General features: G+C 64.6%; 19 protein-coding genes and 2 tRNA genes. 7 read left to right on the forward strand and 14 right to left on the reverse strand.

Annotated elements, in window-relative coordinates; translation table 11 throughout:
* The first annotated feature begins 398 nt into the window (after positions 1-398).
* Positions 399-1,685: an MFS transporter gene (locus tag SKZ59_RS02660; protein WP_070301241.1), complete on the forward strand. Its 1,287-nt coding sequence runs from the start codon at positions 399-401 to the stop codon at positions 1,683-1,685.
* 60 nt (positions 1,686-1,745) lie between these two features.
* Here SKZ59_RS02660 and SKZ59_RS02665 read toward each other — a convergent pair whose 3' ends face one another.
* The 9 genes from SKZ59_RS02665 to SKZ59_RS02705 all read right to left on the reverse strand — a co-directional run bounded on the left by SKZ59_RS02665 (position 1,746) and on the right by SKZ59_RS02705 (position 12,089).
* Positions 1,746-3,314, reverse strand: a complete 1,569-nt coding sequence (locus tag SKZ59_RS02665) for a histidine-type phosphatase (RefSeq protein WP_319990747.1) — start codon at positions 3,312-3,314, stop codon at positions 1,746-1,748.
* A gap of 119 nt (positions 3,315-3,433) precedes the next feature.
* Positions 3,434-5,914 carry a TonB-dependent siderophore receptor gene (locus SKZ59_RS02670; protein ID WP_319990748.1) on the reverse strand — a complete coding sequence of 827 codons (2,481 nt, stop codon included), beginning with the start codon at positions 5,912-5,914 and terminating at the stop codon, positions 3,434-3,436.
* Positions 5,915-5,993: 79 nt separating this feature from the next.
* Positions 5,994-6,980 (reverse strand): FecR family protein, encoded by a 987-nt coding sequence (locus SKZ59_RS02675; RefSeq protein ID WP_319990749.1) that lies wholly within the window; start codon positions 6,978-6,980, stop codon positions 5,994-5,996.
* Positions 6,977-7,504, reverse strand: a complete 528-nt coding sequence (locus SKZ59_RS02680; protein WP_319990750.1) for a sigma-70 family RNA polymerase sigma factor — start codon at positions 7,502-7,504, stop codon at positions 6,977-6,979. The genes SKZ59_RS02675 and SKZ59_RS02680 overlap by 4 nt, the downstream gene beginning before the upstream one ends.
* A 182-nt stretch (positions 7,505-7,686) precedes the next feature.
* A tRNA-Met gene (locus tag SKZ59_RS02685) sits at positions 7,687-7,763 on the reverse strand.
* A 59-nt stretch (positions 7,764-7,822) separates the two neighbouring features.
* Positions 7,823-7,899: transfer RNA gene (locus SKZ59_RS02690), tRNA-Met, on the reverse strand.
* A 228-nt stretch (positions 7,900-8,127) separates the two neighbouring features.
* Positions 8,128-9,075 carry a tRNA (adenosine(37)-N6)-dimethylallyltransferase MiaA gene (miaA, locus tag SKZ59_RS02695; RefSeq protein ID WP_319990751.1) on the reverse strand — a complete coding sequence of 316 codons (948 nt, stop codon included), beginning with the start codon at positions 9,073-9,075 and terminating at the stop codon, positions 8,128-8,130.
* A 98-nt stretch (positions 9,076-9,173) separates the two neighbouring features.
* Complete coding sequence (mutL, locus tag SKZ59_RS02700) at positions 9,174-11,081, reverse strand: DNA mismatch repair endonuclease MutL (RefSeq protein ID WP_319990752.1); 1,908 nt, start codon at positions 11,079-11,081, stop codon at positions 9,174-9,176.
* A gap of 69 nt (positions 11,082-11,150) precedes the next feature.
* Positions 11,151-12,089 carry a peptidylprolyl isomerase gene (locus tag SKZ59_RS02705; RefSeq protein WP_319990753.1) on the reverse strand — a complete coding sequence of 313 codons (939 nt, stop codon included), beginning with the start codon at positions 12,087-12,089 and terminating at the stop codon, positions 11,151-11,153.
* Positions 12,090-12,337: 248 nt separating this feature from the next.
* On the opposite strand from SKZ59_RS02705, the gene SKZ59_RS02710 reads away from it, so the two are divergent.
* Entirely contained in the window at positions 12,338-12,988 is a 651-nt protein-coding gene (locus SKZ59_RS02710) for a VTT domain-containing protein (protein WP_139091208.1), read from the forward strand.
* 157 nt (positions 12,989-13,145) lie between these two features.
* Entirely contained in the window at positions 13,146-14,177 is a 1,032-nt protein-coding gene (locus SKZ59_RS02715; protein WP_319990754.1) for a carbonic anhydrase family protein, read from the forward strand.
* On the opposite strand, the gene SKZ59_RS02720 is transcribed toward SKZ59_RS02715, so the two are convergent.
* The 3 genes from SKZ59_RS02720 to tsaE are packed head-to-tail and all read right to left on the reverse strand — an operon-like array spanning position 14,174 to position 16,874.
* The gene (locus SKZ59_RS02720; RefSeq protein WP_319990755.1) at positions 14,174-15,010 is read right to left on the reverse strand and encodes a D-hexose-6-phosphate mutarotase; all 837 of its coding nucleotides are present in this window, start codon (positions 15,008-15,010) and stop codon (positions 14,174-14,176) included. The genes SKZ59_RS02715 and SKZ59_RS02720 overlap by 4 nt on opposite strands.
* A gap of 14 nt (positions 15,011-15,024) precedes the next feature.
* On the reverse strand, positions 15,025-16,422 hold the full coding sequence (locus tag SKZ59_RS02725; protein WP_034746839.1) for an N-acetylmuramoyl-L-alanine amidase: 1,398 nt from the start codon (positions 16,420-16,422) through the stop codon (positions 15,025-15,027).
* On the reverse strand, positions 16,386-16,874 hold the full coding sequence (gene tsaE / locus SKZ59_RS02730) for a tRNA (adenosine(37)-N6)-threonylcarbamoyltransferase complex ATPase subunit type 1 TsaE (protein ID WP_034746843.1): 489 nt from the start codon (positions 16,872-16,874) through the stop codon (positions 16,386-16,388). The genes SKZ59_RS02725 and tsaE overlap by 37 nt, the downstream gene beginning before the upstream one ends.
* A 78-nt stretch (positions 16,875-16,952) precedes the next feature.
* Here tsaE and queG point away from each other — a divergent pair, with 78 nt between their 5' ends.
* Positions 16,953-18,044 (forward strand): tRNA epoxyqueuosine(34) reductase QueG, encoded by a 1,092-nt coding sequence (gene queG / locus SKZ59_RS02735; protein ID WP_070301251.1) that lies wholly within the window; start codon positions 16,953-16,955, stop codon positions 18,042-18,044.
* Between the two features lie 7 nt (positions 18,045-18,051).
* Here the strand turns inward: queG and SKZ59_RS02740 are convergent, their stop codons facing one another.
* Positions 18,052-18,429, reverse strand: coding sequence for a DUF3052 family protein (locus SKZ59_RS02740; RefSeq protein ID WP_319990756.1), 378 nt, complete (start codon positions 18,427-18,429; stop codon positions 18,052-18,054).
* A 218-nt stretch (positions 18,430-18,647) separates the two neighbouring features.
* Here SKZ59_RS02740 and SKZ59_RS02745 point away from each other — a divergent pair, with 218 nt between their 5' ends.
* The 3 genes from SKZ59_RS02745 to SKZ59_RS02755 all read left to right on the forward strand — a co-directional run bounded on the left by SKZ59_RS02745 (position 18,648) and on the right by SKZ59_RS02755 (position 20,710).
* Entirely contained in the window at positions 18,648-19,196 is a 549-nt protein-coding gene (locus SKZ59_RS02745; RefSeq protein WP_034746852.1) for a PadR family transcriptional regulator, read from the forward strand.
* A gap of 22 nt (positions 19,197-19,218) precedes the next feature.
* Positions 19,219-20,046 (forward strand): siderophore-interacting protein, encoded by an 828-nt coding sequence (locus SKZ59_RS02750; RefSeq protein WP_051990799.1) that lies wholly within the window; start codon positions 19,219-19,221, stop codon positions 20,044-20,046.
* A 157-nt stretch (positions 20,047-20,203) separates the two neighbouring features.
* Complete coding sequence (locus SKZ59_RS02755; protein WP_319990757.1) at positions 20,204-20,710, forward strand: carboxypeptidase-like regulatory domain-containing protein; 507 nt, start codon at positions 20,204-20,206, stop codon at positions 20,708-20,710.
* Positions 20,711-20,877: 167 nt separating this feature from the next.
* Here SKZ59_RS02755 and SKZ59_RS02760 read toward each other — a convergent pair whose 3' ends face one another.
* Positions 20,878-21,462, reverse strand: a complete 585-nt coding sequence (locus tag SKZ59_RS02760) for a response regulator transcription factor (RefSeq protein WP_070301256.1) — start codon at positions 21,460-21,462, stop codon at positions 20,878-20,880.
* Between the last annotated feature and the right edge of the window lie 21 nt (positions 21,463-21,483).

The following is a 21,483-nucleotide window of genomic DNA, read 5'->3' on the forward strand; positions in this document are numbered from 1 at the left end:
GGCCGCAGGCAAGGACTCACCACAAATGACCGATGCCGCGATGCCGACGCGCGGGTCTGGTACGGAATGCCTGGCGATACGCCGGGCCTGATACACGTCGCCCACCCCCTGACGCCTTTCCTGCCGTGCCCCGGGTAACCGGATGGCGCACGACCGTTGTTTCTCTAAATCAGCACTGATCGCGGCGCGATAGCGCGCGTTGGTACACCGTTGTCTGCCGTTAACAACGGCGTGTTGCGGTGTGGAATTTGTTTGCGAATTTAATAGCAAATTCGCAGCAATTACGCCCGAGCACAGCTATGATATGTGAACCGCGCGCCTAGACAACGTGCTGTGCTGCTGCCTGAAAAAACATCCAGAGAATGGCCTTTAGACACCCTCCCCAAGGAGCGCAGTAAATGAGCACCCCCCCCAAGAAAAATTCCCCCGGCACGGTGCTGTTCGCCAGCCTGATCGGCACCACCATCGAGTTCTTCGACTTTTATATCTACGCCACCGCCGCCGTGCTGGTGTTCCCGAAACTGTTCTTCCCCGCCGGCGACCCGTCGGCCGCCGTGCTGCAGTCGCTGGCCACGTTCGCCATCGCCTTCTTCGCCCGCCCCATCGGTTCGGCCGTGTTCGGCCACTTCGGCGACCGCATCGGCCGCAAGGCCACTCTCGTGGCGGCCTTGCTGACCATGGGTATCTCGACCGTCATCATCGGCTTGCTGCCGACGTATGCCGCCATCGGCACCCTGGCGCCGCTGCTGCTGGCGCTGTGCCGTTTCGGCCAGGGCCTGGGCCTGGGCGGCGAGTGGGGCGGCGCGGTGCTGCTGGCCACGGAAAACGCGCCACCGGGCAAACGCGCCTGGTACGGCATGTTCCCGCAGCTGGGTGCGCCGATCGGCTTCTTCCTGTCGGGCGGTATCTTCCTGCTGCTGAGCGAAACCATGACCGATGAACAGTTCTTCAGCTACGGCTGGCGCATCCCGTTCCTGGCCAGCGCGCTGCTGGTCATCGTCGGCCTGTACGTGCGTCTGAAGATCACGGAAACGCCGGACTTCCAGAAAGTCATCGACAAGAACGAAGTCGTCAAACTGCCAGTCGCCACCGTGTTCCGCCAGCATGGTCGCATGCTGTTCCTGGGCACCATCATCGCCCTGGCCACCTTCGTGCTGTTCTACCTGATGACGGTGTTCGCACTGAGCTGGGGCACGACCAAGCTGGGCTTCACGCGCAAGGAATTCCTCATCGTGCAGCTGTTTGCCGTGCTGTTCTTCGCCCTGACGATTCCATTCTCGGCCGTGCTGGCCGACCGCCGTGGCCGCCGTGCCACCCTGATCTGGGTCTCCGTCGCCATCGCCATCTTCGGCCTGGTGCTCGCGCCGATGTTCGGCTCGGGCGTGACCTGGGAAGTGACCGTCTTCATGGCCGTCGGCCTGGGCCTGATGGGCATGACCTACGGACCGCTGGGCACGATGTTGTCCGAGCTGTTCCCGCCCGAAGTGCGCTATACGGGCGCTTCGCTGACGTTCAACCTGGCCGGCATCCTCGGTGCCTCGCTGGCGCCGTACATCGCCACCTGGCTGGCCACCAACTACGGTTTGCAATACGTGGGCTATTACCTGTCGCTGGCGGCCGTGCTGACCCTGGGCGCGCTGCTGATGGTGGGCAAGCCGCGCGAGGGCAAGGAAGCCTGGCAGTAACTGCTTGCTACACGATGGTCGAAAGCCGCCAGTTGCATAAGCTGGCGGCTTTTTTTGTGCCTACGGCGTTGCCACGTGGCCGTAGCAGGCTTTCAGTCCCGCATAGTCGTAGAAGACGCTGCCGGGCGCGATGCGCGCGCCGTCGCAAGCGGCCTGGAAATCGGTTTCCTTTTCGTTGTACAGCAGGCGCACGATCAGCTGTCCTGTACCGTTGCGGTACACATCCCACTGCATGTTGGCTGCCAGCGGCGAGATACTCTGGCCGCGCCATCGAGGGCCGTCATGGCTGTCGCTGGCCGGTGCCGGCAGCGGTGCCAGCGCCTCTTTCAAGCCCAAGGCCGAAGCGAGCGGGATGATCATCTCGGCGTGCGTGAAGCGCAGCTTGGCCGCGTGGCGCACATCGCCGCTGGCCAGCGCATCGACTTCCTTGAAAAAATCGTCGCGCAAGGCCAGCGCGAAGCGCCAGGTCACGCCTGCGCTGGTCGTGCTGCCCGGTCCTTTCTGGTAAAAATCCTCGTGGTCGGCGATATCGGCATAGTAGCGCGCATCCTCGGCGGGCATGTAGCGGCTGAAATCGGCCGGCACTTCATGGCGCATGCCGGCGGCGATCGCATACAGTTCATATAGTTTTGTCGCGGCCGCATTCAGGCTGCGGATGGCGGTCTTGCCGCTGCCCGTCATGGTGCGCGTGAGCTGGCCGTCCGCGCTGGTGAAGGTGTAGCTGCCCGTGTCCGCATAGCTGGCGGCGTCGCGCTCGAGCTGGTCGAGGAAGGCGGGTGCGAACAGCCGTTCGAGCACGTGGCGCGCATGCGCGGCCGCCGCAGGCAGCCTGGCGGGGGCATCCATCAGCGCATGCAGCTGCTTGGTTCTTTCGTAGTACTGGTAGGCCTGGCTGGCGGCATAGGTGGCGTAATACGGGTTGGCGCGATCGGCGACAAGATCCGTCCGCGGCGCCAGCTTGTGCGCGTACAGCAGGAAGCGGTTGACGCCATCCGCTTGCGGTACCGCCTTGCGTCCCTGCGGGTACGGCGCCGGCGCGGGCGGCAGGTAGAGCAAGGGCGCCAGCGCGGGCGCGTGCTCGAGCAGCGACTGCGTGAAAAAGCGGGCGCTGTCGCGCGCGCGGTCCACGCCGGAATCGATGGTGACGAGCTGGCGCGGCGCCGTCGCTGCGTCCTGGCCCACTTGCGCGAACAGGGCGGGCAGGCGCGCCAGCATGCGCACGGCCAGCTGCCGGTGTTCCTCGATGCCCGTCTGCGACAGATTGCCGTAGCCGGGTTTCTCGATGCCGGCCACGCCATAACCAAGCAGCGCGTTGGCCTTCATCAGGGCCAGGATGTCGGGACCCAGTTCGCGCCCCAACGGCGTGAGCGCATCCTGCGCGGCGGCCTGCTGCCACATCGCATACAGGGCCGCATCGCTCTTCATGCCGGTCAATCCGCGCGACCCGTGGCGCGCCACCAGTTGCGTGTAGATGGGCTGGAAGCCGGCCGGTGGCGCGGCATAGGTGGCCGGGTCCTGCTGCGGCGCATATGGCGTCTTGGTCTGGTAATGGCCTTCCACGGCCAGGACGGGACTGGCGTACAGGGCAAGGGCCAGCGCAATGCTGGACAGGGGTAGCAGTAAGGGCATGGTTTTTTCGTGGTGAATATTTCTCGTACGCCAGCCTAGCACTGAACGAAAAAAAGCGGAAAAAAAGGCGGGCACGGCTGAATGCCGGCCCGCCTGTGCTGTCAGCGCAGCGCGTCAGCCTACCACTTCGGCGTGTACTTCAGGGTCAGCTGCACGTTGCGCGGGTCGCCGAAGTGGTTATTGCCGCCCGTGTCGTTGTACGACGGGATCACGTAGCGCTTGTCGAACAGGTTGTTGACGTTGACGGCCAGCGACAGCTGCGGCGTGGCTTGCCAGGCCAGGCGCGCGTTCCACAGCGAGAAGCCGGCCACGTCGAACGAGCGGCCGAAGTCCAGCGTGTGGCTTTGCATGTTCACGCCGGCGCCGACGCTGAACTTGTTCCACTCGCCTGGCAGGGTATAGCCGGACCACAGGCGCAGCATGTGCTTCGGCGTCCACGTCGAGAAGACCTCGCCCTTGTTGTCCGGGTCGTCGAGGTAGGTCGTCGTCGTGTAGGCATAGCCGGCCGACAGTTGCAGTCCGCGCGCCACTTCGCCGGACACTTCCGCTTCCAGGCCCTGGCTGCGCACCTTGCCCGAGGCGCGCGAGCAGTACCAGCCGTCGCAGGCGAAACCGGCGGCGTAGTCGTTGACGGCGCGGTCCTTGTGCTCGTAGCGGAAGACGGCCAGCGAGGTGTTGACTTTGCCGTCCAGCAGCTCGCCCTTGACACCGGCTTCATAGCTGTCGCCCGTGACCGGTTTCAGGACCTGGCCCGCCGCGTTGCGGTTCGTCTGCGGCTGGAACACGCCCGCATAGCTGGCGTAAGTGGACCATTGCGGCGTCAGCGCATACATCAGGGCCGCCGATGGCGTGAACTTGGCCGTGACCCTGGTGCTGTCCGCCGTGCCGCCCTTGGGGGCATACTCGAAGTCATACCAGCTGAAACGCCCGCCCAGCAGCGCTTTCAGGTTGCTGGTCAACTGGCCGTTCCAGGTGCCGTACAGGCCTTTCTGGCGCATGTCGTAGGTGCTGCTGGAGCTCACGCCGCGCGCGGCGATGGTGTCGAAGTCCTGCCATGGACGGTGGTGGTTGATATTGAAGATCTGCGCGCCTTGCGTCCAGGCGCGCGCATAGCGGTCGTCGGAGTGGAATTTCACATAGCTGGCGCCCATGACGACTTCCTGCGCGATGCCCAGGCCATCGAATTTGCCGCGCACGAAGGCGTCGATGCCGCGCTTCTGGTTCTTGAAATCGGTGGAGAAGTCGCCGTACATGGAACCGCTGCCATCGGCCTTGATGGTGCCGGCCATGCGCTGGTGGGTCGAATTGGTGCGTTCATTGACGCCCAGCGCGGCCGTCTTGAAGGTCCACCGGCTGTTGAAGTGGTGCTCGAGGTCCAGGTTGACGGTGGTCTGTTCCACCTTGCTGCGGTTCCAGTCGGCGCCCGTATAGGTCGAGCGGTGCAATCCCAGTTCGCTGCCGTCGGCGTAGCGCGCCAGGCCGATGAACATCGGGCGGCCGCGCCCATTGACGTTGCTCACGGCCAGGCCCACGGTGGTGGCGGGACCGAGGTCGTAGTCGAGCGCCGCATACACGGTGCGGTTCTTGCTCCAGACCTGGTCGATGAAGGAGTGGCTGTCGTCTTCATCGATGATGGCGCGTCCACGCAAAGTGCCTTCCGCATTCAGCGGCGTGCTGACGTCGAGCTGCGCGCCGTAATGGTCCCACGAACCGGCGCGGCCCGTGAGCGCGACCTGGCGCGTGGCCAGCGGGCGCTTGCGCACCAGGTTGACGGAGCCGCCCGGGCTGCCCGTGCCTTCGAGCAGGCTCGATGCGCCGCGCAGCACTTCCAGGCGATCGTAGATGACCATGTTTTCCTGGCCCCAGTTACCCAGCGCATAGGTGTTGCGGTCGATCGGCACGCCGTCGTACTGCCACTGGTCGATCTGGAAGCCGCGCGAGGTGATCACCACGCCCGCGCCCACGCCATGCACGCCGACCACGCCGGTGACGTTGTTGACGGCTTCGCGCAAGTCCGTGATGCCCTGGTCGTCCAGGCGCTGGCGCGTCAGCACGCTGACCGATTGCGGCATGTCCTTCATCGACTGCTCACCCTTGCCGAGGGTGATCTTGCGCGCCGTGTAGGAGCCGCTGCCTTCCGTGGTGGCGCCTTGCTCGGCCTGGCCGACGATGGTAATCGAGGGCATGGTGCGCTCGGCCGCCGAGGCGGCGCTTGCCGCTGCCGTGGGGGCGGATGCCGGCGCGGCCACCAGCACATAGCCGGTTGCCGTCTTGCCGATGGCATAGCCGCTGCCGCGCAGCAGCACGGCAAAGCCGTCGTCGATGGCGTAGCTGCCCTGCAGGCCGGCCGTCTGCAGTCCCTGCACCTTGGACGCGTCGATGACGATGGACACGCCCGCCTGCTGCGCATAGCGGTTCAGGGCGCCGGCCAGCGGGCCGGCGGGAATGGCGTAGCTGGCGGTGGCAAGGCTGGCCTGTGCCTGGGCGGCTGCCTGGACGTGCATGCCGGCGCCAGCGAGCAGCAGGGCGGCCAGGGCCAGGGGATGGAGCCGCGTGCGCAGCGCGCGCGGCGAGGAAACGGTAAGGATACGAGCGGACATGGTGACAGCCTTTTTTGATTGATCTCAGCTGCCTTGACGCACGAGATGCGCAAAGTGGAACCGCGAATGCAAAAAATATTTACTTTTTGGCGGGGGCGTCCACCATCACCAGGTAGCGCGTCAGCATGCGGATGCGCAGCTGCGGGAAATTGTCGATCAGCAGCTGCAGCGCCTTGTCCGTGTCGTCCAGCGGCAGCACGGCCGCCACGCGGATGCCGGCGATCTGTGTGCGGTCGTAATGCAGCTGGCCGTGACGGTGGCGGGCCAGCTCGTCGAGCACGTCGGCCAGCGGCAAGTCGTCGACCACCAGCTGGTGCGCGCGCCACGCTTGCTGCACGCTGGCCGCATCGATGCTGGTCAGTGGCCCGACGCCATCGTCGGTGATGCGCGTGCGCTGGCCTGCCTGCACCACGACGGCCCGATGCTGCGGCACCTGCGCCGATACTGTCGATTCGAGCATGCTGAGGATGGTGGCGTCGTCTTCCCTGCGCACGGCAAAGCGCGTGCCCAGCGCACGGATCGCCGCCTGCTTGCTGTCGACGATGAAGGGGCGTTGCGCATCCTTGGCCACGTCGACGAGGATGTCGCCCTGCACCAGCTCCACATGCCGTTCGCCCGCATTGAAGCGTACGTTGACGGCGCTGCCGCCGGCCAGGGTCAGGCGGCTGCCGTCGGCCAGGGTGTGCGTCTGCCATTGTCCCGTGGGGCTGCGCAGGTCGGCCAGCAGGTAGGCGGGGCGCTCGCCGAGGACCAGCGCGCCGGTCAGCACCAGCACGGCCACGGCGCTGGCGGCGGCCAGCTGGCGCAGACGCTGGCGCTTGGGCGCGATGGCGGCCAGGGCGGCGCGCGCGGGGCGATGGTCGCCGCCGGCCGGCTCGCGCACGGCATTCAATTGGCGCAGCAGGTTTTCCATGCCGACGGCTACTGTCGCGTGCAGCGGATCGGCCGCCTTCCACGCGGCGAAACCGGCCCGCGCCGTGTCGCGCTCGGCCGGGTCGTCGGCGCTCAACCGCACGATCCAGCGGGCGGCCTGCTCGGCGGCGATATCGGTGCGCGTGCCGCTCATGCCGCCATGGCCGGGCAGGCGTGGCGGCAGGCCAGCAAGGCTTGCACCAGGTATTTTTGCACCATGCGCGTGGAGACGTTCAGCTGCGCGGCGACGGCAGCCTGCGGCTGTTCTTCTAGGTAGTGCAGCAAAAAGGCCTCGCGCGCCTTGGCGGATATTCCGTCCAGCGCCGTGGCGATCTGCCCGAGCGCCTGTACGGCCATCAGGATCTCGTCCGGCGAGGGCGCACCGGGCAGGCTGTCGGCCAGCAGGGCCAGTTCCGCCAGGTAGCTGCGCTCGAGTACTTGCCGGCGCGCGCGGTCGAGCAGCAAGCGCTTGGCCGTCGTCGACAGATAGGCACGCGGCTCGCGCATGCCGAACAGGGCGTCGCGCGAGGCGATGATGCGTAAAAAAGTGTCTTGCGCCACGTCGGCCGCGCCATGCGGGCAGCTGAGTTTCTTGCGCAGCCAGCCCACCAGCCAGCCGTGATGCTCGCTGTAGAGCGTGTGCACTTGCTGTTGCAGGCTGGGCTGGATGGCGGACATGGGGGATGAATAATATAAATGAGAATTATTCTCATTGTAAGCGGCAGAGGCGACTTGTCACAATCCCCGATTGCATGTGGATGGGACAGTTGTTGCGCGCAGGCCGCATGCGCGGTGCTGCCGGAAATGAAAAAACCCGCCGCTGCACGGGGCAGGGGCGGGTTCTTCATACTGCAAATTCTTGGTGGTGATAGGTGGACTTGAACCACCGACCCCAGCATTATGAATGCTGTGCTCTAACCAACTGAGCTATATCACCAAACAGACCGGTCAGACCGGATGCTCGTTTTGACCAGAGGAAACCTGATCGATGTTCTTTGGTGGTGATAGGTGGACTTGAACCACCGACCCCAGCATTATGAATGCTGTGCTCTAACCAACTGAGCTATATCACCCAACAGCCGAGCATTATCCAGTCTTCCCATTTCCTTGTCAATGCCGGCGCAAAAAAATGTGCGGTTTTTTCACGCGCCGGCGCAGGCATGATTATTTCAATAACGGCTGGATCTGCGCCAGCATGGCCGAGGCCGGATCAGGGCCCAAGCAATCGATGACGATGCGTTCCGACATTGAGCGTAGCCTAAGTCGAGCCTAGCGCTTGGCCAGTTGTTGTGTGGCGATGCTTATTTCAGCAAAGGGACAATTTGCGCCAGCATGGACGAGGCCGGATCAGCGCCCAGGCAATCGATGACGATGCGTTCCGGCATCGAGCGTAACCAGGTCAGCTGGCGCTTGGCCAGCTGGCGCGTGGCGATGATGCCCGTCTCGCGCAGGGCGGCGCGGTCGATGCGGCCATCGAGGTAGTCCCAGGCCTGGCGGTATCCCACGCAGCGCATCGACGGCAGGCCCGGGTGCAGGTCGCCGCGCCGGCGCAACCCATCCACTTCATCGAGCAGGGCGTCGTTTTTCAGCATCAGGTCGAAACGCGCGGCAATGCGCGCGTGCAGCACGGCGCGGTCCGACGGTTCGAGCGCGAACGATTGCAATTGAAACGGCAGCACGGTCTTTTCGCGGCGGTCCAGCAGGGCCGACATGGGCTGGCCGGACAGGGCGATGATTTCCAGCGCGCGGCCGATGCGCTGCGCGTCCTGCGGCGCCAGGCGCGCTGCCGTGACGGGATCTTGCTGCGCCAGACGCGCATGCATGGCGGGCCAGCCGATGGCGGCCGCGTCCTCTTCCAGCTGGGCGCGCAGCACAGGATCGGCGCCGGGCAGATCGTCGAGGCCATCGGCCAGGCCCTTGAAGTACAACATGGTGCCGCCGACGAGCAGCGGCAGCTTACCGCGCGCGGAAATTTCGCTTACCAGGCGCAGGGTATCGTTGCGGAACTGCGCCACGGAATAGGCGTCCAGCGGGTCGATGATGTCGATCAGATGATGCGGTACGGCGGCCAGTTCTTCCTTCGACGGCTTGGCCGTGCCGATATCCATGCCGCGGTAGACGAGGGCAGAATCGACGGAGATGATCTCGGACGGAATCGCTTGCGCGATGGCCAGCGCACTGGCCGTCTTGCCGCTGGCCGTGGGGCCCATGATGGCAACGGCCAGGGGGAGGGAGGAGATGTTTTGCATGTTGACTCGTGTAAGGTGATGCGTAGGTCGGATTAGCGCAAGCGTAATCCGACGTGATGCCGCCGCTGCAGTGTCGGATTACGCTGCGCTAATCCGACCTACTGGCCGCGCAGGAATAATTTATCGAGCGCGTTGATCTCGACCTGCACCCACGTCGGCCGGCCATGGTTGCACTGGTCGGCGCGTTCCGTGCTCTCCATCTGGCGCAGCAGGGCGTTCATTTCCTGCACCGACAAGATCCGGTTCGCGCGCACGGCCGTGTGGCAGGCCAGGGTGCCCAGCAATTCGTTCTGGCGCTCGATCAGCACGCGCGAGCCGCCGTATTCGCGCACGTCGCGCAGCACGTCGCGCGCCAGGGTTTGCGCGTCCGCGTTTTTCAGCAGGGTCGGCACGCTGCGCACGGCCAGAGTGGTGGGCGACAGGGCGGCGATATCGAAGCCCAGCGCTTTCAACGTGTCCTGGTTTTCATTCGCCGTCGATACTTCGATGGCGTCCGCATAGAAGGTGACGGGGATCAGCAAGGATTGCACCTGCATGTCCTGGCCGGAGACCTGCGCCTGCAGCGCGTTTTTCAGCTGCTCGTACAGGATGCGCTCGTGCGCCGCATGCATGTCGACCAGCACCAGGCCCTTGGTGTTCTGTGCCAGGATGTAGATGCCATGCAGCTGGGCCAGGGCAAAGCCCAGCGGATACTCTTCGCGCGCCATCGCTTCGGGCGAGGCGATGTACGGCTCCACCTGCGTGATCGGCGAGGATGCAGCACCGCCGCCGAACAGGGCGCCATAGGCCGCCGTGTCCTGGGCCACGCCCGGCGCGTCGGCAAAGAAGGGACGGTTCGCGCCGGGCGAGGCGGGCGCGAAGGTATTCGTAAATTGCGCGCCGAACGACGTTTGCGTCTGCTCGCGGCGCCAGATGCCGGGGCCACCCAAACCCGCGCTGGCGGTATCGCCGCCCAGGCTGGAAGCGGCCGGCAGGGGCGCCGGTACGCTGCCAAAGGCCGTGGCCGACGTCTGCGCCAGCGCGCGCTGCACGGCGTGGAAGACGAACTGGTGCACGGAACGGCTGTCGCGGAAGCGCACTTCGATCTTCGACGGGTGCACGTTGACGTCGACCAGGGCCGGGTCGAGGTCGAGCGCCAGCACGTACGATGGAAAACGGTCGCCATGCAGCACGTCCTGGTAGGCCATGCGCACGGCGTGCACCAGCAGCTTGTCGCGCACGAAGCGCCCGTTGACATAAAAGAACTGTCCATCGGCGCGCGCCTTCGATGCCGTCGGCAAGCCGGCAAAACCGTGTATGCGCAGGCTGCCGGCCGACTCGTCCAGTGCCAGGCGCGCTTCGGCGAAGTCGTTGCCAAGGATGTGCGCGCTGCGCTTGGCCAGTTCGCTGATATTCCACTGGTCGATGGTGCGCCCGTTGTGCGACAGCGAGAACGATACGTCCGGCCGCGCCAGCGCGATGCGGCGCACGACTTCGGCGCAGTGGCCGTATTCCGTCTGCTCGGATTTGAGGAATTTGCGCCGCGCGGGCGTGTTGAAATACAGGTCCTGCACGTCGACCGTGGTGCCGTGCGCGCCCGATGATGGCGAGACGCTGCCATTGTGCGAGCCGACGATTTCCCACGCATGGGCCGCATCCATCGTGCGCGAGGTCACGGTGACGGCGGCCACCGAGGCGATCGAGGCCAACGCCTCGCCGCGAAAGCCCAGGGTGCCCACGTTTTCCAGGTCGTGCAGCGAGGCGATCTTCGACGTGGCGTGGCGCGCCAGGGCCAGCGGTAGCTGATCCTTGTCGATGCCGCGGCCGTTATCGGTAATGGCGATGCGTTTCACGCCCCCTTCTTCCAGCCGCACCGTGATCTGCGTGGCGCCCGAGTCGAGCGCGTTTTCCAGCAGTTCCTTGACGACGGCCGATGGCCGCTCGACCACCTCGCCGGCGGCGATTTGCGAAATCAACTGGTCAGGCAAGGCCTGGATCGGGCGGTGGGGCGTAATGGGAGCGTTCATGCGTCAATTATACCGGGGTCAGACCCGTCGGGTCTGACCCCAGCCCTTGCTCTTGGGCTAAAAGTTGGCCTACTTCCCCACCTCGCGCACCGGTATCGGCGCATTGCACACGTCGACGTGGCCGGCCGTGACCTTGCTCCACGGGCCGCCGCGGTGGCGCTGGGCTTCCAGCACGGCCTGGTAGGCGGCGCTGTCGGTGCGCATCACTTCCAGCTTGCTGCGCTGCTCGGGCGGCACGCTGGCGGCCAGGCGGATGGCCTTGATCGGCACGTTTTTCTCGGGGCTGTCATAAAAGCCCATGGGCCCCGTGCCGCGCGGCAGGGTGGACAGCAATGGCATGCCGGAGACGACCCTGCCGACGACGGTGATGTCGCGGTCCAGGTGGCGCGGCGACTGGCCGATGACGGTGTACAGCTCCGTGCCGCCGCCGCTGTCGCTGGCGCTGTCGCGGCCCACGCCGACGGTGGCATAGCAATGCGTGAGCCAGGCTGTGCCGGTTTTCGGATCGCGCGCCGATGGGAAACCGTTTGAATGGCCCACTTGCGGCGCATAGCCATCGGCGTCCGGCAGGCGCGTGAAGCTCTTGATATTTTTCAGCGGTACCGTGAATTCGCCGGGCAGGGTGCGCTGCGCATGCTGTATCGGCTTGGGATTCTTCTCGTTCGGATCGCCCCACTGCGCCACCCAGTTGTCCTGAGCGCGCGTGATGGCCAGGCCGTCGTAATACTGTTCCGCCACCAGGGCCTTGATGTTGGCCACGTGTTTCGGCGCGAAGTCGGGCGCCAATTCGATCACCACGCGGCCGGCGGGAATGTCCAGGTACAGGGTGTTGTCCGGGTCCAGCGGACGCCAGTCGGACGGCTTCGAGGCCTTGATCACGTCGGCCAAGGTCGCCTTGGCGGGCAGTTCGGCGGACGCCTTGATCTGGACGGGCGCCGCGTGGGCGGCCAGCTGTGCAAGGCCCAGTACGGTGGCCATGGTCAGGCCGCTCAGTGGGTGTCGATACATGTTTTCTCCTGGTCGGCGCGGGTTGCGCCGTGCAGAAAGTGTATACCGGAATGGCAATATTTCGTCGTAAAAACATTGCATACCGTAATCCTGAGAGTTGCCTGCCGATATGGTGTTTCCTTAACCTTTACTTAAATTGCCACACGCGCAAGGGCGCCGCATAATTAATCCAGAAATATCGGCCCGGGGACTGCCGTTGCGCGGGCCGGGTGGTGTATGATTCCGCCGCTACCTTTAGGGAAAAATATATGGATTTTGTGCAATTCCTCGACATGATCGTGCATGTCGACAAGACGTTGGGTATCTTGATCGAGCAGTACGGCACCCTCGTGTATGCGGTGCTGTTCGCCATTATTTTTTGCGAGACAGGCCTCGTGGTGCTGTTTTTCTTCCCTGGAGATACCTTGCTGTTTATCGCCGGCGCGTTTTGCGCGACGGGACAGATGCACCTGGGCTTGCTGATCTTCCTGCTCGTCACGGCGGCCATCACGGGCAATACGCTCAATTACTGGATAGGCGAGGCCATCGGGCAGAGGGTGTTTACCCACGATTACCGCTGGATCAACAAGGACGCCATGCGCCGCACGCATGAATTCTTTGAAAAGCACGGTGGCAAGACCATCATCCTGGCCCGTTTCGTGCCGGTGGTGCGTACCTTCGCCCCGTTCGTGGCCGGCATTTCCGATATGACGCATGCGCGCTTCCAGATGTACAACATCACGGGCGCCCTGTTGTGGGTGGTCGGTCTGGTCACGGCGGGTTACTTCTTCGGCAATATCCCGTGGATCCGCGACCATCTGACCTTGATCGTGCTGATCGGTGTCGGCGCCGCCGTCGTGCCGGTGGTACTGGGCGGCATGTGGAAACTCTACAAGCGCATGGTCGGCAAGTCGGCGTAATTGCTGCAAAGATCCAGGGCAAGCATGCTGCGGCGCCGTCCGCAGCTGGCCCTGGATCCCGTTTTCTCTTCGGTACTTCTGTTTTGCTCCTGCCCTGATTCAAGTTTTGTTGCTTCACAGCCGTAAACCAGAAGGTATTCTCACTTTCTGGATTTCCATGCGACATTTGAGCGCCCTGTTAGCTTGCAGCCTTGCCGTGATGACGGCCATGGCAAGCGCCAAAGATGCCCCCGCCCCGGCGAGCGCCACCGCATCCGCGCCCATGTCGGCGTCGGCGCGCGCGGCCGCCATGAAAACCCTGACCGAATCGGTGAAGGGCAAGGAGGCCAAGGCGCCTGTCGTCGTCGCGCCCACGGCGCGCGAAAAGGAGGAAGCGGCCGAAGTCGACCTGTCCGAACGCATCGCTGCGCGCCTGGCGGAAATGCGCGCCACCCAAGCTGCCCGCGCCGCCGCCCGCGCCAAGCGCGCCGCCGTGGTGAAGGCCGCGCCGCCGCCACCGCCACCCGTGCCGCGCGGCACGCACTGGTCGTACGAGGGCGACAGCGGTCCGGCCAACTGGAGCAAGATCAATGTCGACTGGGGCAAGTGCGGCAATGGCAGCCGCCAGTCGCCGATCGATATCCGCGACGGCATGAAGGTGGAGCTCGAGCAGATCAGCTTTGACTACCGCCCGTCGTCGTTCAACGTGATCGACAATGGCCACACGGTGCAGGTGGGCGTGAGCGGCGGCAATTACATCACGGTGCAGAACCGCATGTTCGAGCTGCAGCAATTCCATTTCCACCGCCCGTCCGAAGAGCGTATCAATGGCAAGGCCTTCGAGATGGTGGTACACCTGGTGCACCGAGACGCGGAAGGCCGGCAAGCCGTGCTGGCGCTGCTGCTCGAACGCGGTGCGCCGCAAGCGACCATCCAGACCGTGTGGAACAACCTGCCGCTGGAAAAATTCGAGACCATGCAGCCGACCATCCTGCTCGACCCGGCCGAAATGCTGCCGGCGCGGCGCGACTACTACACGTACATGGGATCGATGACGGAGCCGCCTTGCAGCGAAGGCGTGCTGTGGATGGTAATGAAGCAACCGGTGCAGGCGTCGCCGGCGCAGATGGCGCTGTTCAGCCGCCTGTATCCCTTGAATGCGCGCCCGGTTCAGCCGACCAATGGCCGCATCATCAAGGAATCGAATTAAACGAATGCGAGGCGCTGGCGCCCGGTCCATTCGGCGCCGGCAGCGAGCGTATCGGGCTGGATCAGCGCTGGTTCGATGCAGATGAAGCGCGGCTGCTCGTCGTCGGCCAGGTCGGGCAGGGCGGCCGCGTCTTGCGCGCCCGGGTTCCACACGACGGCGTCCGTAAAGCCCTGCTGCTCCAGGCGCAGGGTGTGGCGGCCAGACTGCAGGCTCAAGGCGCCCGGCAGCTGGTAGTAGATGCGGTCCAGCTTGTCCGAAAATTGCAGCACTTCTTCCGCCTGCAGGGCATCTTGCGGCGTCTCGTCCGAATAGCGCACGCGCTGCAAGCCTTTGATGCGCGCTTCGCTCAAATCATCAATCGAAAAATACGTATGCAGGGCGGCCGAAAACGGAAACGCCTGCTCGCCCGTGTTGTGCACGGACAGGTCCAGTTCCAGCGCCTGCGCCTTGACGGCCACGCGCAGGCACAAGGTGAAGGCGCAGGGCCAGCTGGCGGCGATCGCTTCGGGCAAGTCGGCCTGGGTCAGGATAAACTGCGCCCATGCGGCGCCATCGCTGTCGCCGCTCGATTCCAGCTGCCACGTTGCCACGCGCGCAAAGCCGTGGCGCATGCCCGTACCGCGCGCGCCGAACTGGGGAAAGATCACGGGTACGCCACCGCGGATGGCGCGGCTGCCGTCGAGGGCCGAATCGCGGCTGCAGAACAGGCGCTCCTGGCCATCGCTGGTCTGCCACGAGACCAGGTGGCCGCCGTACAGGGTGACGGTCGCCTGCGCACCATCGGCCGCGCGGATGGTCACGGCCGGCAGCTCGCCAAAGATACTCTCGCTCATGCTAGGCTTTCATGTCAGGTCAGGCGGCTTTTCGCCAGCGGCGGATTCTTCGCAAAATAATTCTTGATGCCCGTGACGATGGCGTCGGCCATCTGGTCCTGGTAGCCGTTGTCGGTCAGCTTGGCTTCTTCTTCCGGATTCGAAATAAAAGCCGTCTCGATCAGGATGGAAGGGATGTCGGGCGCTTTCAGCACGGCGAAGCCGGCCTGCTCGACGGAGCCCTTGTGCAGGCGGTTGATGCCGCCGATTTCGCGCAGCACGGCCTTGCCCAGCTTCATGCTGTCATTGATCTGCGCCGTCGTCGACAGGTCGAGCAGCACGCTGGCCAGCTGCTTGTCGTGGTTCTTCACGTTCACGCCGCCGATCAGGTCGGCCTGGTTTTCCTTGTTGGCCAGCCAGCGCGCGGCCGTCGAGGTGGCGCCCTTTTCGGACAGCACGAACACGGACGAGCCGCGCGCCGTCGGCTGGATGAAGGCGTCGGCGTGGATGGAGACGAACAGGTCGGCCTGCACCTTGCGCGCTTTTTCCACGCGCATGCCCAGCGGGACGAAGAAGTCGGCGTCGCGTGTGAGCATGACGCGCATGTTCGGCTGCAGTTCCAGCTTGGTCTTGAGGCGCTTGGCGATGGCCAGCACCACGTCTTTTTCGCGGCTGCCCCGGCTGCCCATGGCGCCCGGGTCTTCGCCGCCGTGGCCGGGATCGAGCGCGATGGTAATCATGCGCATCACTTTCTGGCCAGGCTGGGGGCGCGCTTCGGGGCGCTGTTCCGGACGTACGTCGGGCACGGGCGGCACGATCGGTGTTGCCGGTGTGACGGCGGCCACGGGCGGCTTGCCGCTCTCGGGCAGAGGCAGCGCGGGCGGCGGTGTGTGCGTGTCGGCCATCGGTGGCTTGGCCGGGTCGCTCGACCAGTCGCCCTTTTCGATCATCTGCGCGATCAGGTCCGGTTCGCGCACGGGATACAGGTCGAAGATCAAGCGGTGGTTATAGGAGCCGGCCGGCGGCAGGGTAAACAGCTGCGGCGTGACTTCCTCTTTCAGGTCGAACACCAGGCGCACGACGTTGGGCCGGTTCTGGCCCACGCGCACCTGCTTGATGTACGGGTCGTTCGACTGGATCTTCGCCACCAGGCCCTTCAAGGTGGGATTGAGTTCCAGCCCCTCGATGTCGACCACCAGCCGTTCCGGATCCTTGACGATGAAGTGGGTCGCCTTGAGGATGCTGTCGTTTTCCAGGGTGACACGCGTGTAGTCCTCGGCCGGCCAGACGCGCACGGCGAGAATTTGCGCCGCCATCGCCGACATGGGCGCGAACACGGACAACAGCAGGGTGCCGCCGGCCTTGAGGACCGTGCGCCGGGTGATGGGCGAGGAGATCAAAGGTTCGGGGCGAATTTGAGACGGTGAAGGCATGACAGACCCAATTCAGAAGACGCTTGCAATTCTACATCACGTCCTGTACCCGCAACGTTCAAATAAATATTCAGGTCGGCCGGCGGCAGTACCGGTTCGGCTTTCTCCGGCCATTCGACGATGCAGATATTGCGGCCGTCGAAGTCTTCGCGAAAGCCTGCATCGAGGAATTCCTCGGCGCTGCCCATGCGGTACAGGTCGAAGTGGATGACGTTGACGCGCTGGCCATCGAGCTGCACCGTGTACGGTTCGGACAAGGTGTAGGTGGGGCTTTTCACGTGGCCCGCATGGCCGGCCGCGTGCAGCAGGGCGCGCGTGAGGGCCGTCTTGCCGGCACCGAGGTCGCCGTGCAGGTAGATCGCCAGGCCCGGCGCCAGCGCGCGCGCCAGCGCGGCGCCCAGCGCGGCGGTGCCGGCTTCGTCGTGGAGGTGGGCTTTGAAGTGTTCGGTCATTATCTTCGGTATCGCATAAAATGGAGGCTGCTGTCATTGTAACCGCCCGCGCGCCTGCCGTTTTCCGTAAAGTCCCTTATGTCCGCCACCGTCACCGATCTCGCCGTCCTGGCGCGCACCATCAAGGAATGGGGGCGCGAGCTGGGTTTTGCCGAGGTGCGCATCGCCGACGTCGACCTGTCGCACATGGAAGCGCCCTTGCAAGCCTGGCTCGATGCAGGGTATCACGGCGAAATGGATTACATGGCCAGCCACGGCATGAAGCGCGCGCGCCCGGCCGAACTGGTGCCGGGCACGGTGCGCGCCATCAGCGCCCGCATGAATTATCTGCCGCCGGCGCTGGGACCGGACTGGCGCGAACGCGAGGCGGCGCGCGACGCCGACCCTGAAGCGGCCGTGATCTCCGTGTACGCGCGCGGCCGCGATTATCACAAGGTGATGCGTTCGCGCCTGCAGCAGCTGGCCGACCGCATCAAGGGCGAGATCGGCGACTTCGGCTACCGCGTCTTCAGCGATTCGGCGCCCGTGATGGAAGTCGAGCTGGCGCAAAAAGGGGGATTGGGCTGGCGCGGCAAGCACACCTTGCTCATCAACCGCCAGGGCGGCTCCTTCTTTTTTCTCGGCGAGATCCTCATCGACGTGCCGCTGCCCGTCGACCCGCCGGAAACGCCGCGCTGCGGCCAGTGCTCGGCATGCATCACGGTGTGCCCGACACAAGCCATCCTGGGGCCGTACCAGCTCGACGCGCGCCGCTGCATCTCCTACTTGACCATCGAATTGAAAGGCGCCATTCCCGTCGAAATGCGCCCCTTGATCGGCAACAAGGTGTACGGCTGCGACGATTGCCAGACCGTTTGCCCGTGGAACAAGTTCGCCCAGCGCGCCGTCGTGCCGGACTTCGACGAGCGCCACAGCCTGGGCAGCGCCGGCATGGTGGAGCTGTTCGCCTGGACGGAAGAGGAATTCAACCGCCGCATGGAAGGCAGCGCGATCCGCCGCATCGGCCACGAACGCTGGCTGCGCAACCTGGCCGTCGGCATGGGCAACGCGGCCGCCAAGGCCAAGGGCCAGGCCGACATCGTCGCGGCCCTGCTGTCGCGCCGCGAGCACCCGTCGGCCATCGTGCGCGAACATGTGGAATGGGCGCTGGCGCTGCACGGCATCGCCTAGACCGTCCTTACACCTGCTTCAGGCGCAGCGCCGACCAGTCCGCGTCGATGGCGACCATCGCCACGCTGTCGAGCCCCACGGTTTGCGCAAAGTCGCGGATATCGTCGCGGTGGATATCGCTGCCCGCTTTGATTCCACCCTTGCGGTACGCCACCCACAGTGCGCCACCGGGCGCCAGGCGCGCCTGCGCCGCTGGCAGGAATTGCTCCAGTTCCGCGCGGCTGCGCGCGAACAGCAGTATCCAGTCCGCATTTTCACCTTCCCGTACCACCCGCTCGGCCGGCAACTGCGCCAGCAATGCCTCATGCTCGCCGCCGTCATTGAGCACGGCCAGGGCCGTGGCATTTTTCACATACATTTTTTCAGCAAAGGTTTTTTCGGACATGGCATCGGCGTGTGGAGTGGGGAAAGACGAGCATAACAAATTTCTCCTTGACTTATCGATATATCGTTATAAAATAGCGATACCTACTAACGATATATCTTTAAAGAGAAAACATGAGAAACTCACACCATACAGAACACGGCCACGGCGGTCATCATCATCACGGCCATTGTGGCCAGCATCACCACCATCATGGCGAGCATCGCCACGAATACTCCATGCATGGCCGCGGCCCGCGCGGCTTCGACGAGCGCGGTGACGGCATGGGCGGTGGTCCTGGCGGGCGCGGTGGACGCGGCGAGCGGGCCGAGCGCGTCTTCGGCCGCGGCGACTTGCCGCTGATCGTGCTGGCGCTGATCGAAATCAGCCCCCGCCACGGCTATGAAATCATCAAGGCCATCGAAGAGCGTTGCGGCGGCGCGTACGCCCCCAGCCCGGGCGCCGTCTATCCCACCTTGACCCTGCTGGAAGAGCAGGACCACGTGACGTCGTCCGAAAGCGCCAGCGGCAAGAAGCTCTACACGATCACGGACCTGGGCCGCGCATATCTCGACGAGAACCGCGCCCAGGTCGACGGCATCCTGGCCCGCCTCGACATGTTTGCCCGCGTCCAGGCGCGCAAGGCCTTGCCCGAGCGCGTGCACCAGGCCATGCACACCTTGAAGCATGCGCTACTGCTGAACAAGACCAATTGGAGCGACGCGGAAGCCGAGCGCGTCTCCGCCGTGCTGGAACAGGCGGCCAACGCCATCGTTGACGGCCACTGAGCCCACTTTACAAGGATACCCAATGACTACTGTATCAACTGCAACGCCACGCCCGCACGCCATCGAACGCGTGCGGCATGACTTGAAACTGCGCGTGCTCACCGTCGTGCGCACCGAACAGATCACGCCGCACATGCGCCGCATCACGCTGGCGGGCGACGACCTCGATGGCTTTGTCTCGCCGGCGCACGACGACCACGTGAAACTGTTCTTCCCCGCCCCGGGGCAGACTACTCCCGTGTTCCCCGTGCTGGGCAATGGCCCGAATCCCATCCAGTACGCGGAAGGCGCGCGTCCCATCGCCCGCAACTACACGCCACGCCGCTACGATGCCGCGCGGCGCGAGCTGGAAATCGACTTCGTGCTGCATGGCGATGGCCCAGCGGCCAGCTGGGCGGCGCAAGCCGCACCGGGCCAGACCCTGGGCGTGGGCGGCCCGCGCGGCTCGATGCTGGTGCCACTCGACTTCGACTGGTATGTGCTGGTGGGCGACCAGACGGCCTTGCCGGCCATCGCCCGCCGCCTGGAGCAGCTGCCGGCCACGGCACGGGCCATTGCCGTGATCGAGATCGTCGAAGACGGCGAGCAGATCGCGCTCGATTGCGCGGCGCAGCTGGAGGTGCGCTGGGTCGCGCGCAATGGCCGCAAGGGGCCGCTGCTGCTGGACGCGCTGCGTCAGGTCACGCTGCCGTCAGAAGGCGACGGCTATGTGTGGGTGGCGTGCGAGCATGCGCAGGTGCAGGGCTTGCGCGGGCACTTTATTGAAGGCGGGGTGCCGAAGCAGCATCTGCATGTGGCCAGTTACTGGAAGCATGGGGCGGCCGAGCATCATGAACATCACGATGAGTGATGGTGGTGGTGTCGGCTTACGCGCGGAGCGCTAAGCCGACCTACGCCTGATGTGCCGCGCCAGCCGGAGGCCCGCTTCGCGCATGAGACGATTGCCTGGTTTTTAACTTTCCAATTGCATATAATATTTTTTTATAGAAATAATATTCAAGGGGAAAATGTTGAAATTACTGTCTTTGAGCGTGCTGGCCGCAGTGCTGATGGGATGCTCGACGCCGCGTCCACCCGTTGTCATGCCGGAATTCCAGCAGGCGGAATATGACGCCTTGCAAAAAAACGGTACTGGCGGTGTCAAGGGCCAGGCCTTCATGAAGACCAAGGGCGGCGAATTCAAGAAGGCCGGTGGCGAGAAGGTCACTTTGCGACCGAAGACGGAGTATGCCCGCAAGCTGGCCATGCTGCCTGCCTCGCTGTACAAGCGTCAGGTGGTCGGCACCGTCAGCCCGAAGATCCGCGACTATGACCGCACGACCATGGCCGACAGCGACGGCCGGTTCGAATTCACGGAAGTCCCCGATGGCACCTATTACGTCACCACCAACGTGACGTGGTCGGTGTTCTATCCGGGCGCCTTCACGCCCGTCGAAAGCAAGCAGGGCGGCACGCTGACCTCCGAAGTGACGGTGGCGGATGGCAAGGTCTCGACGGTCATGCTGACGCGGTAAGCCCCGTTTCCGTTGTCGTCAACAACCGCGCCAGCTTTACCTTCGTCTTGAGTGGTGGTGTCGGCTTACGCGCGGAGCGCTAAGCGGACCTACGCCGGCCTGCTTTGCAAGTGGTGTAGGTTGGATTAGCGGCGCGCCAGCGCCGCGTAATCCAACATCAGCGTCTATTACTTCAACAACCCAGCCAGCTCCACCGCCGTCTTGACCTGCATCTTGTCGAAGATATGCGCGCGGTGGACTTCCACGGTGCGCATGCTGATGCCCAGCTTGTCGGCCACCACCTTGTTCATCTTGCCCGCCAAAATCAGGTCCAGCACTTCGCGTTCGCGCGTCGACAGCGTGGCCAGGCGCGCGTGCACGGCGGCCAGTTCGCCGGCCTGGCGCGAGTTGGCCAGGCCTTGCTGTACGCGGTCCATCAGGTCGTTGTCGTTGAACGGCTTTTCAAAGAAATCGAAGGCGCCCCGTTTCAGGCTGTCGACGGCCATCGGCACGTCGCCGTGGCCGGTGAGGAAGATCACGGGCAGGCGCGCCGTCAGGTCGCGCTTGACCAGCTGGTCGAACATGGCGATGCCGTTCATGTCGGGCATGCGCACGTCGAGCAGCACGCAGTCGCCGGCGGCGTCGAAGTTGCCGTCCAGGCTATCGAGAAATTGCTGGGCACTGGCGTAGCTGCGCGCCTCGATGCTGCGCGAGGCGGCCAGCCAGGACAGGGAGTCGCGTACGACCTCTTCGTCGTCGATGATGTGTAGCATGGGGTCTCCGGCTTGTCGTTA

Origin of the sequence: Janthinobacterium sp. GMG2 (assembly GCF_033949445.1) — a bacterium.
In the GTDB taxonomy this organism is placed as follows: Bacteria; Pseudomonadota; Gammaproteobacteria; order Burkholderiales; family Burkholderiaceae_D; genus Janthinobacterium; species Janthinobacterium aestuarii.

Coding starts and splice junctions, on each gene's coding strand:
- miaA (WP_319990751.1), bottom strand. CDS start 9,075: ATGCAAAACATCTCCTCCCTCCCCCTGGCCGTTGCCATCATGGGCCCC.
- SKZ59_RS02750 (WP_051990799.1), top strand. CDS start 19,219: ATGACTACTGTATCAACTGCAACGCCACGCCCGCACGCCATCGAACGC.
- SKZ59_RS02675 (WP_319990749.1), bottom strand. CDS start 6,980: ATGAGCGGCACGCGCACCGATATCGCCGCCGAGCAGGCCGCCCGCTGG.
- SKZ59_RS02660 (WP_070301241.1), top strand. CDS start 399: ATGAGCACCCCCCCCAAGAAAAATTCCCCCGGCACGGTGCTGTTCGCC.
- SKZ59_RS02665 (WP_319990747.1), bottom strand. CDS start 3,314: ATGCCCTTACTGCTACCCCTGTCCAGCATTGCGCTGGCCCTTGCCCTG.
- SKZ59_RS02725 (WP_034746839.1), bottom strand. CDS start 16,422: ATGCCTTCACCGTCTCAAATTCGCCCCGAACCTTTGATCTCCTCGCCC.
- SKZ59_RS02670 (WP_319990748.1), bottom strand. CDS start 5,914: ATGTCCGCTCGTATCCTTACCGTTTCCTCGCCGCGCGCGCTGCGCACG.
- mutL (WP_319990752.1), bottom strand. CDS start 11,081: ATGAACGCTCCCATTACGCCCCACCGCCCGATCCAGGCCTTGCCTGAC.
- SKZ59_RS02755 (WP_319990757.1), top strand. CDS start 20,204: ATGTTGAAATTACTGTCTTTGAGCGTGCTGGCCGCAGTGCTGATGGGA.
- SKZ59_RS02710 (WP_139091208.1), top strand. CDS start 12,338: ATGGATTTTGTGCAATTCCTCGACATGATCGTGCATGTCGACAAGACG.
- SKZ59_RS02745 (WP_034746852.1), top strand. CDS start 18,648: ATGCATGGCCGCGGCCCGCGCGGCTTCGACGAGCGCGGTGACGGCATG.
- SKZ59_RS02705 (WP_319990753.1), bottom strand. CDS start 12,089: ATGTATCGACACCCACTGAGCGGCCTGACCATGGCCACCGTACTGGGC.
- SKZ59_RS02720 (WP_319990755.1), bottom strand. CDS start 15,010: ATGAGCGAGAGTATCTTTGGCGAGCTGCCGGCCGTGACCATCCGCGCG.
- queG (WP_070301251.1), top strand. CDS start 16,953: ATGTCCGCCACCGTCACCGATCTCGCCGTCCTGGCGCGCACCATCAAG.
- SKZ59_RS02715 (WP_319990754.1), top strand. CDS start 13,146: ATGCGACATTTGAGCGCCCTGTTAGCTTGCAGCCTTGCCGTGATGACG.
- SKZ59_RS02740 (WP_319990756.1), bottom strand. CDS start 18,429: ATGTCCGAAAAAACCTTTGCTGAAAAAATGTATGTGAAAAATGCCACG.
- SKZ59_RS02760 (WP_070301256.1), bottom strand. CDS start 21,462: ATGCTACACATCATCGACGACGAAGAGGTCGTACGCGACTCCCTGTCC.
- tsaE (WP_034746843.1), bottom strand. CDS start 16,874: ATGACCGAACACTTCAAAGCCCACCTCCACGACGAAGCCGGCACCGCC.
- SKZ59_RS02680 (WP_319990750.1), bottom strand. CDS start 7,504: ATGTCCGCCATCCAGCCCAGCCTGCAACAGCAAGTGCACACGCTCTAC.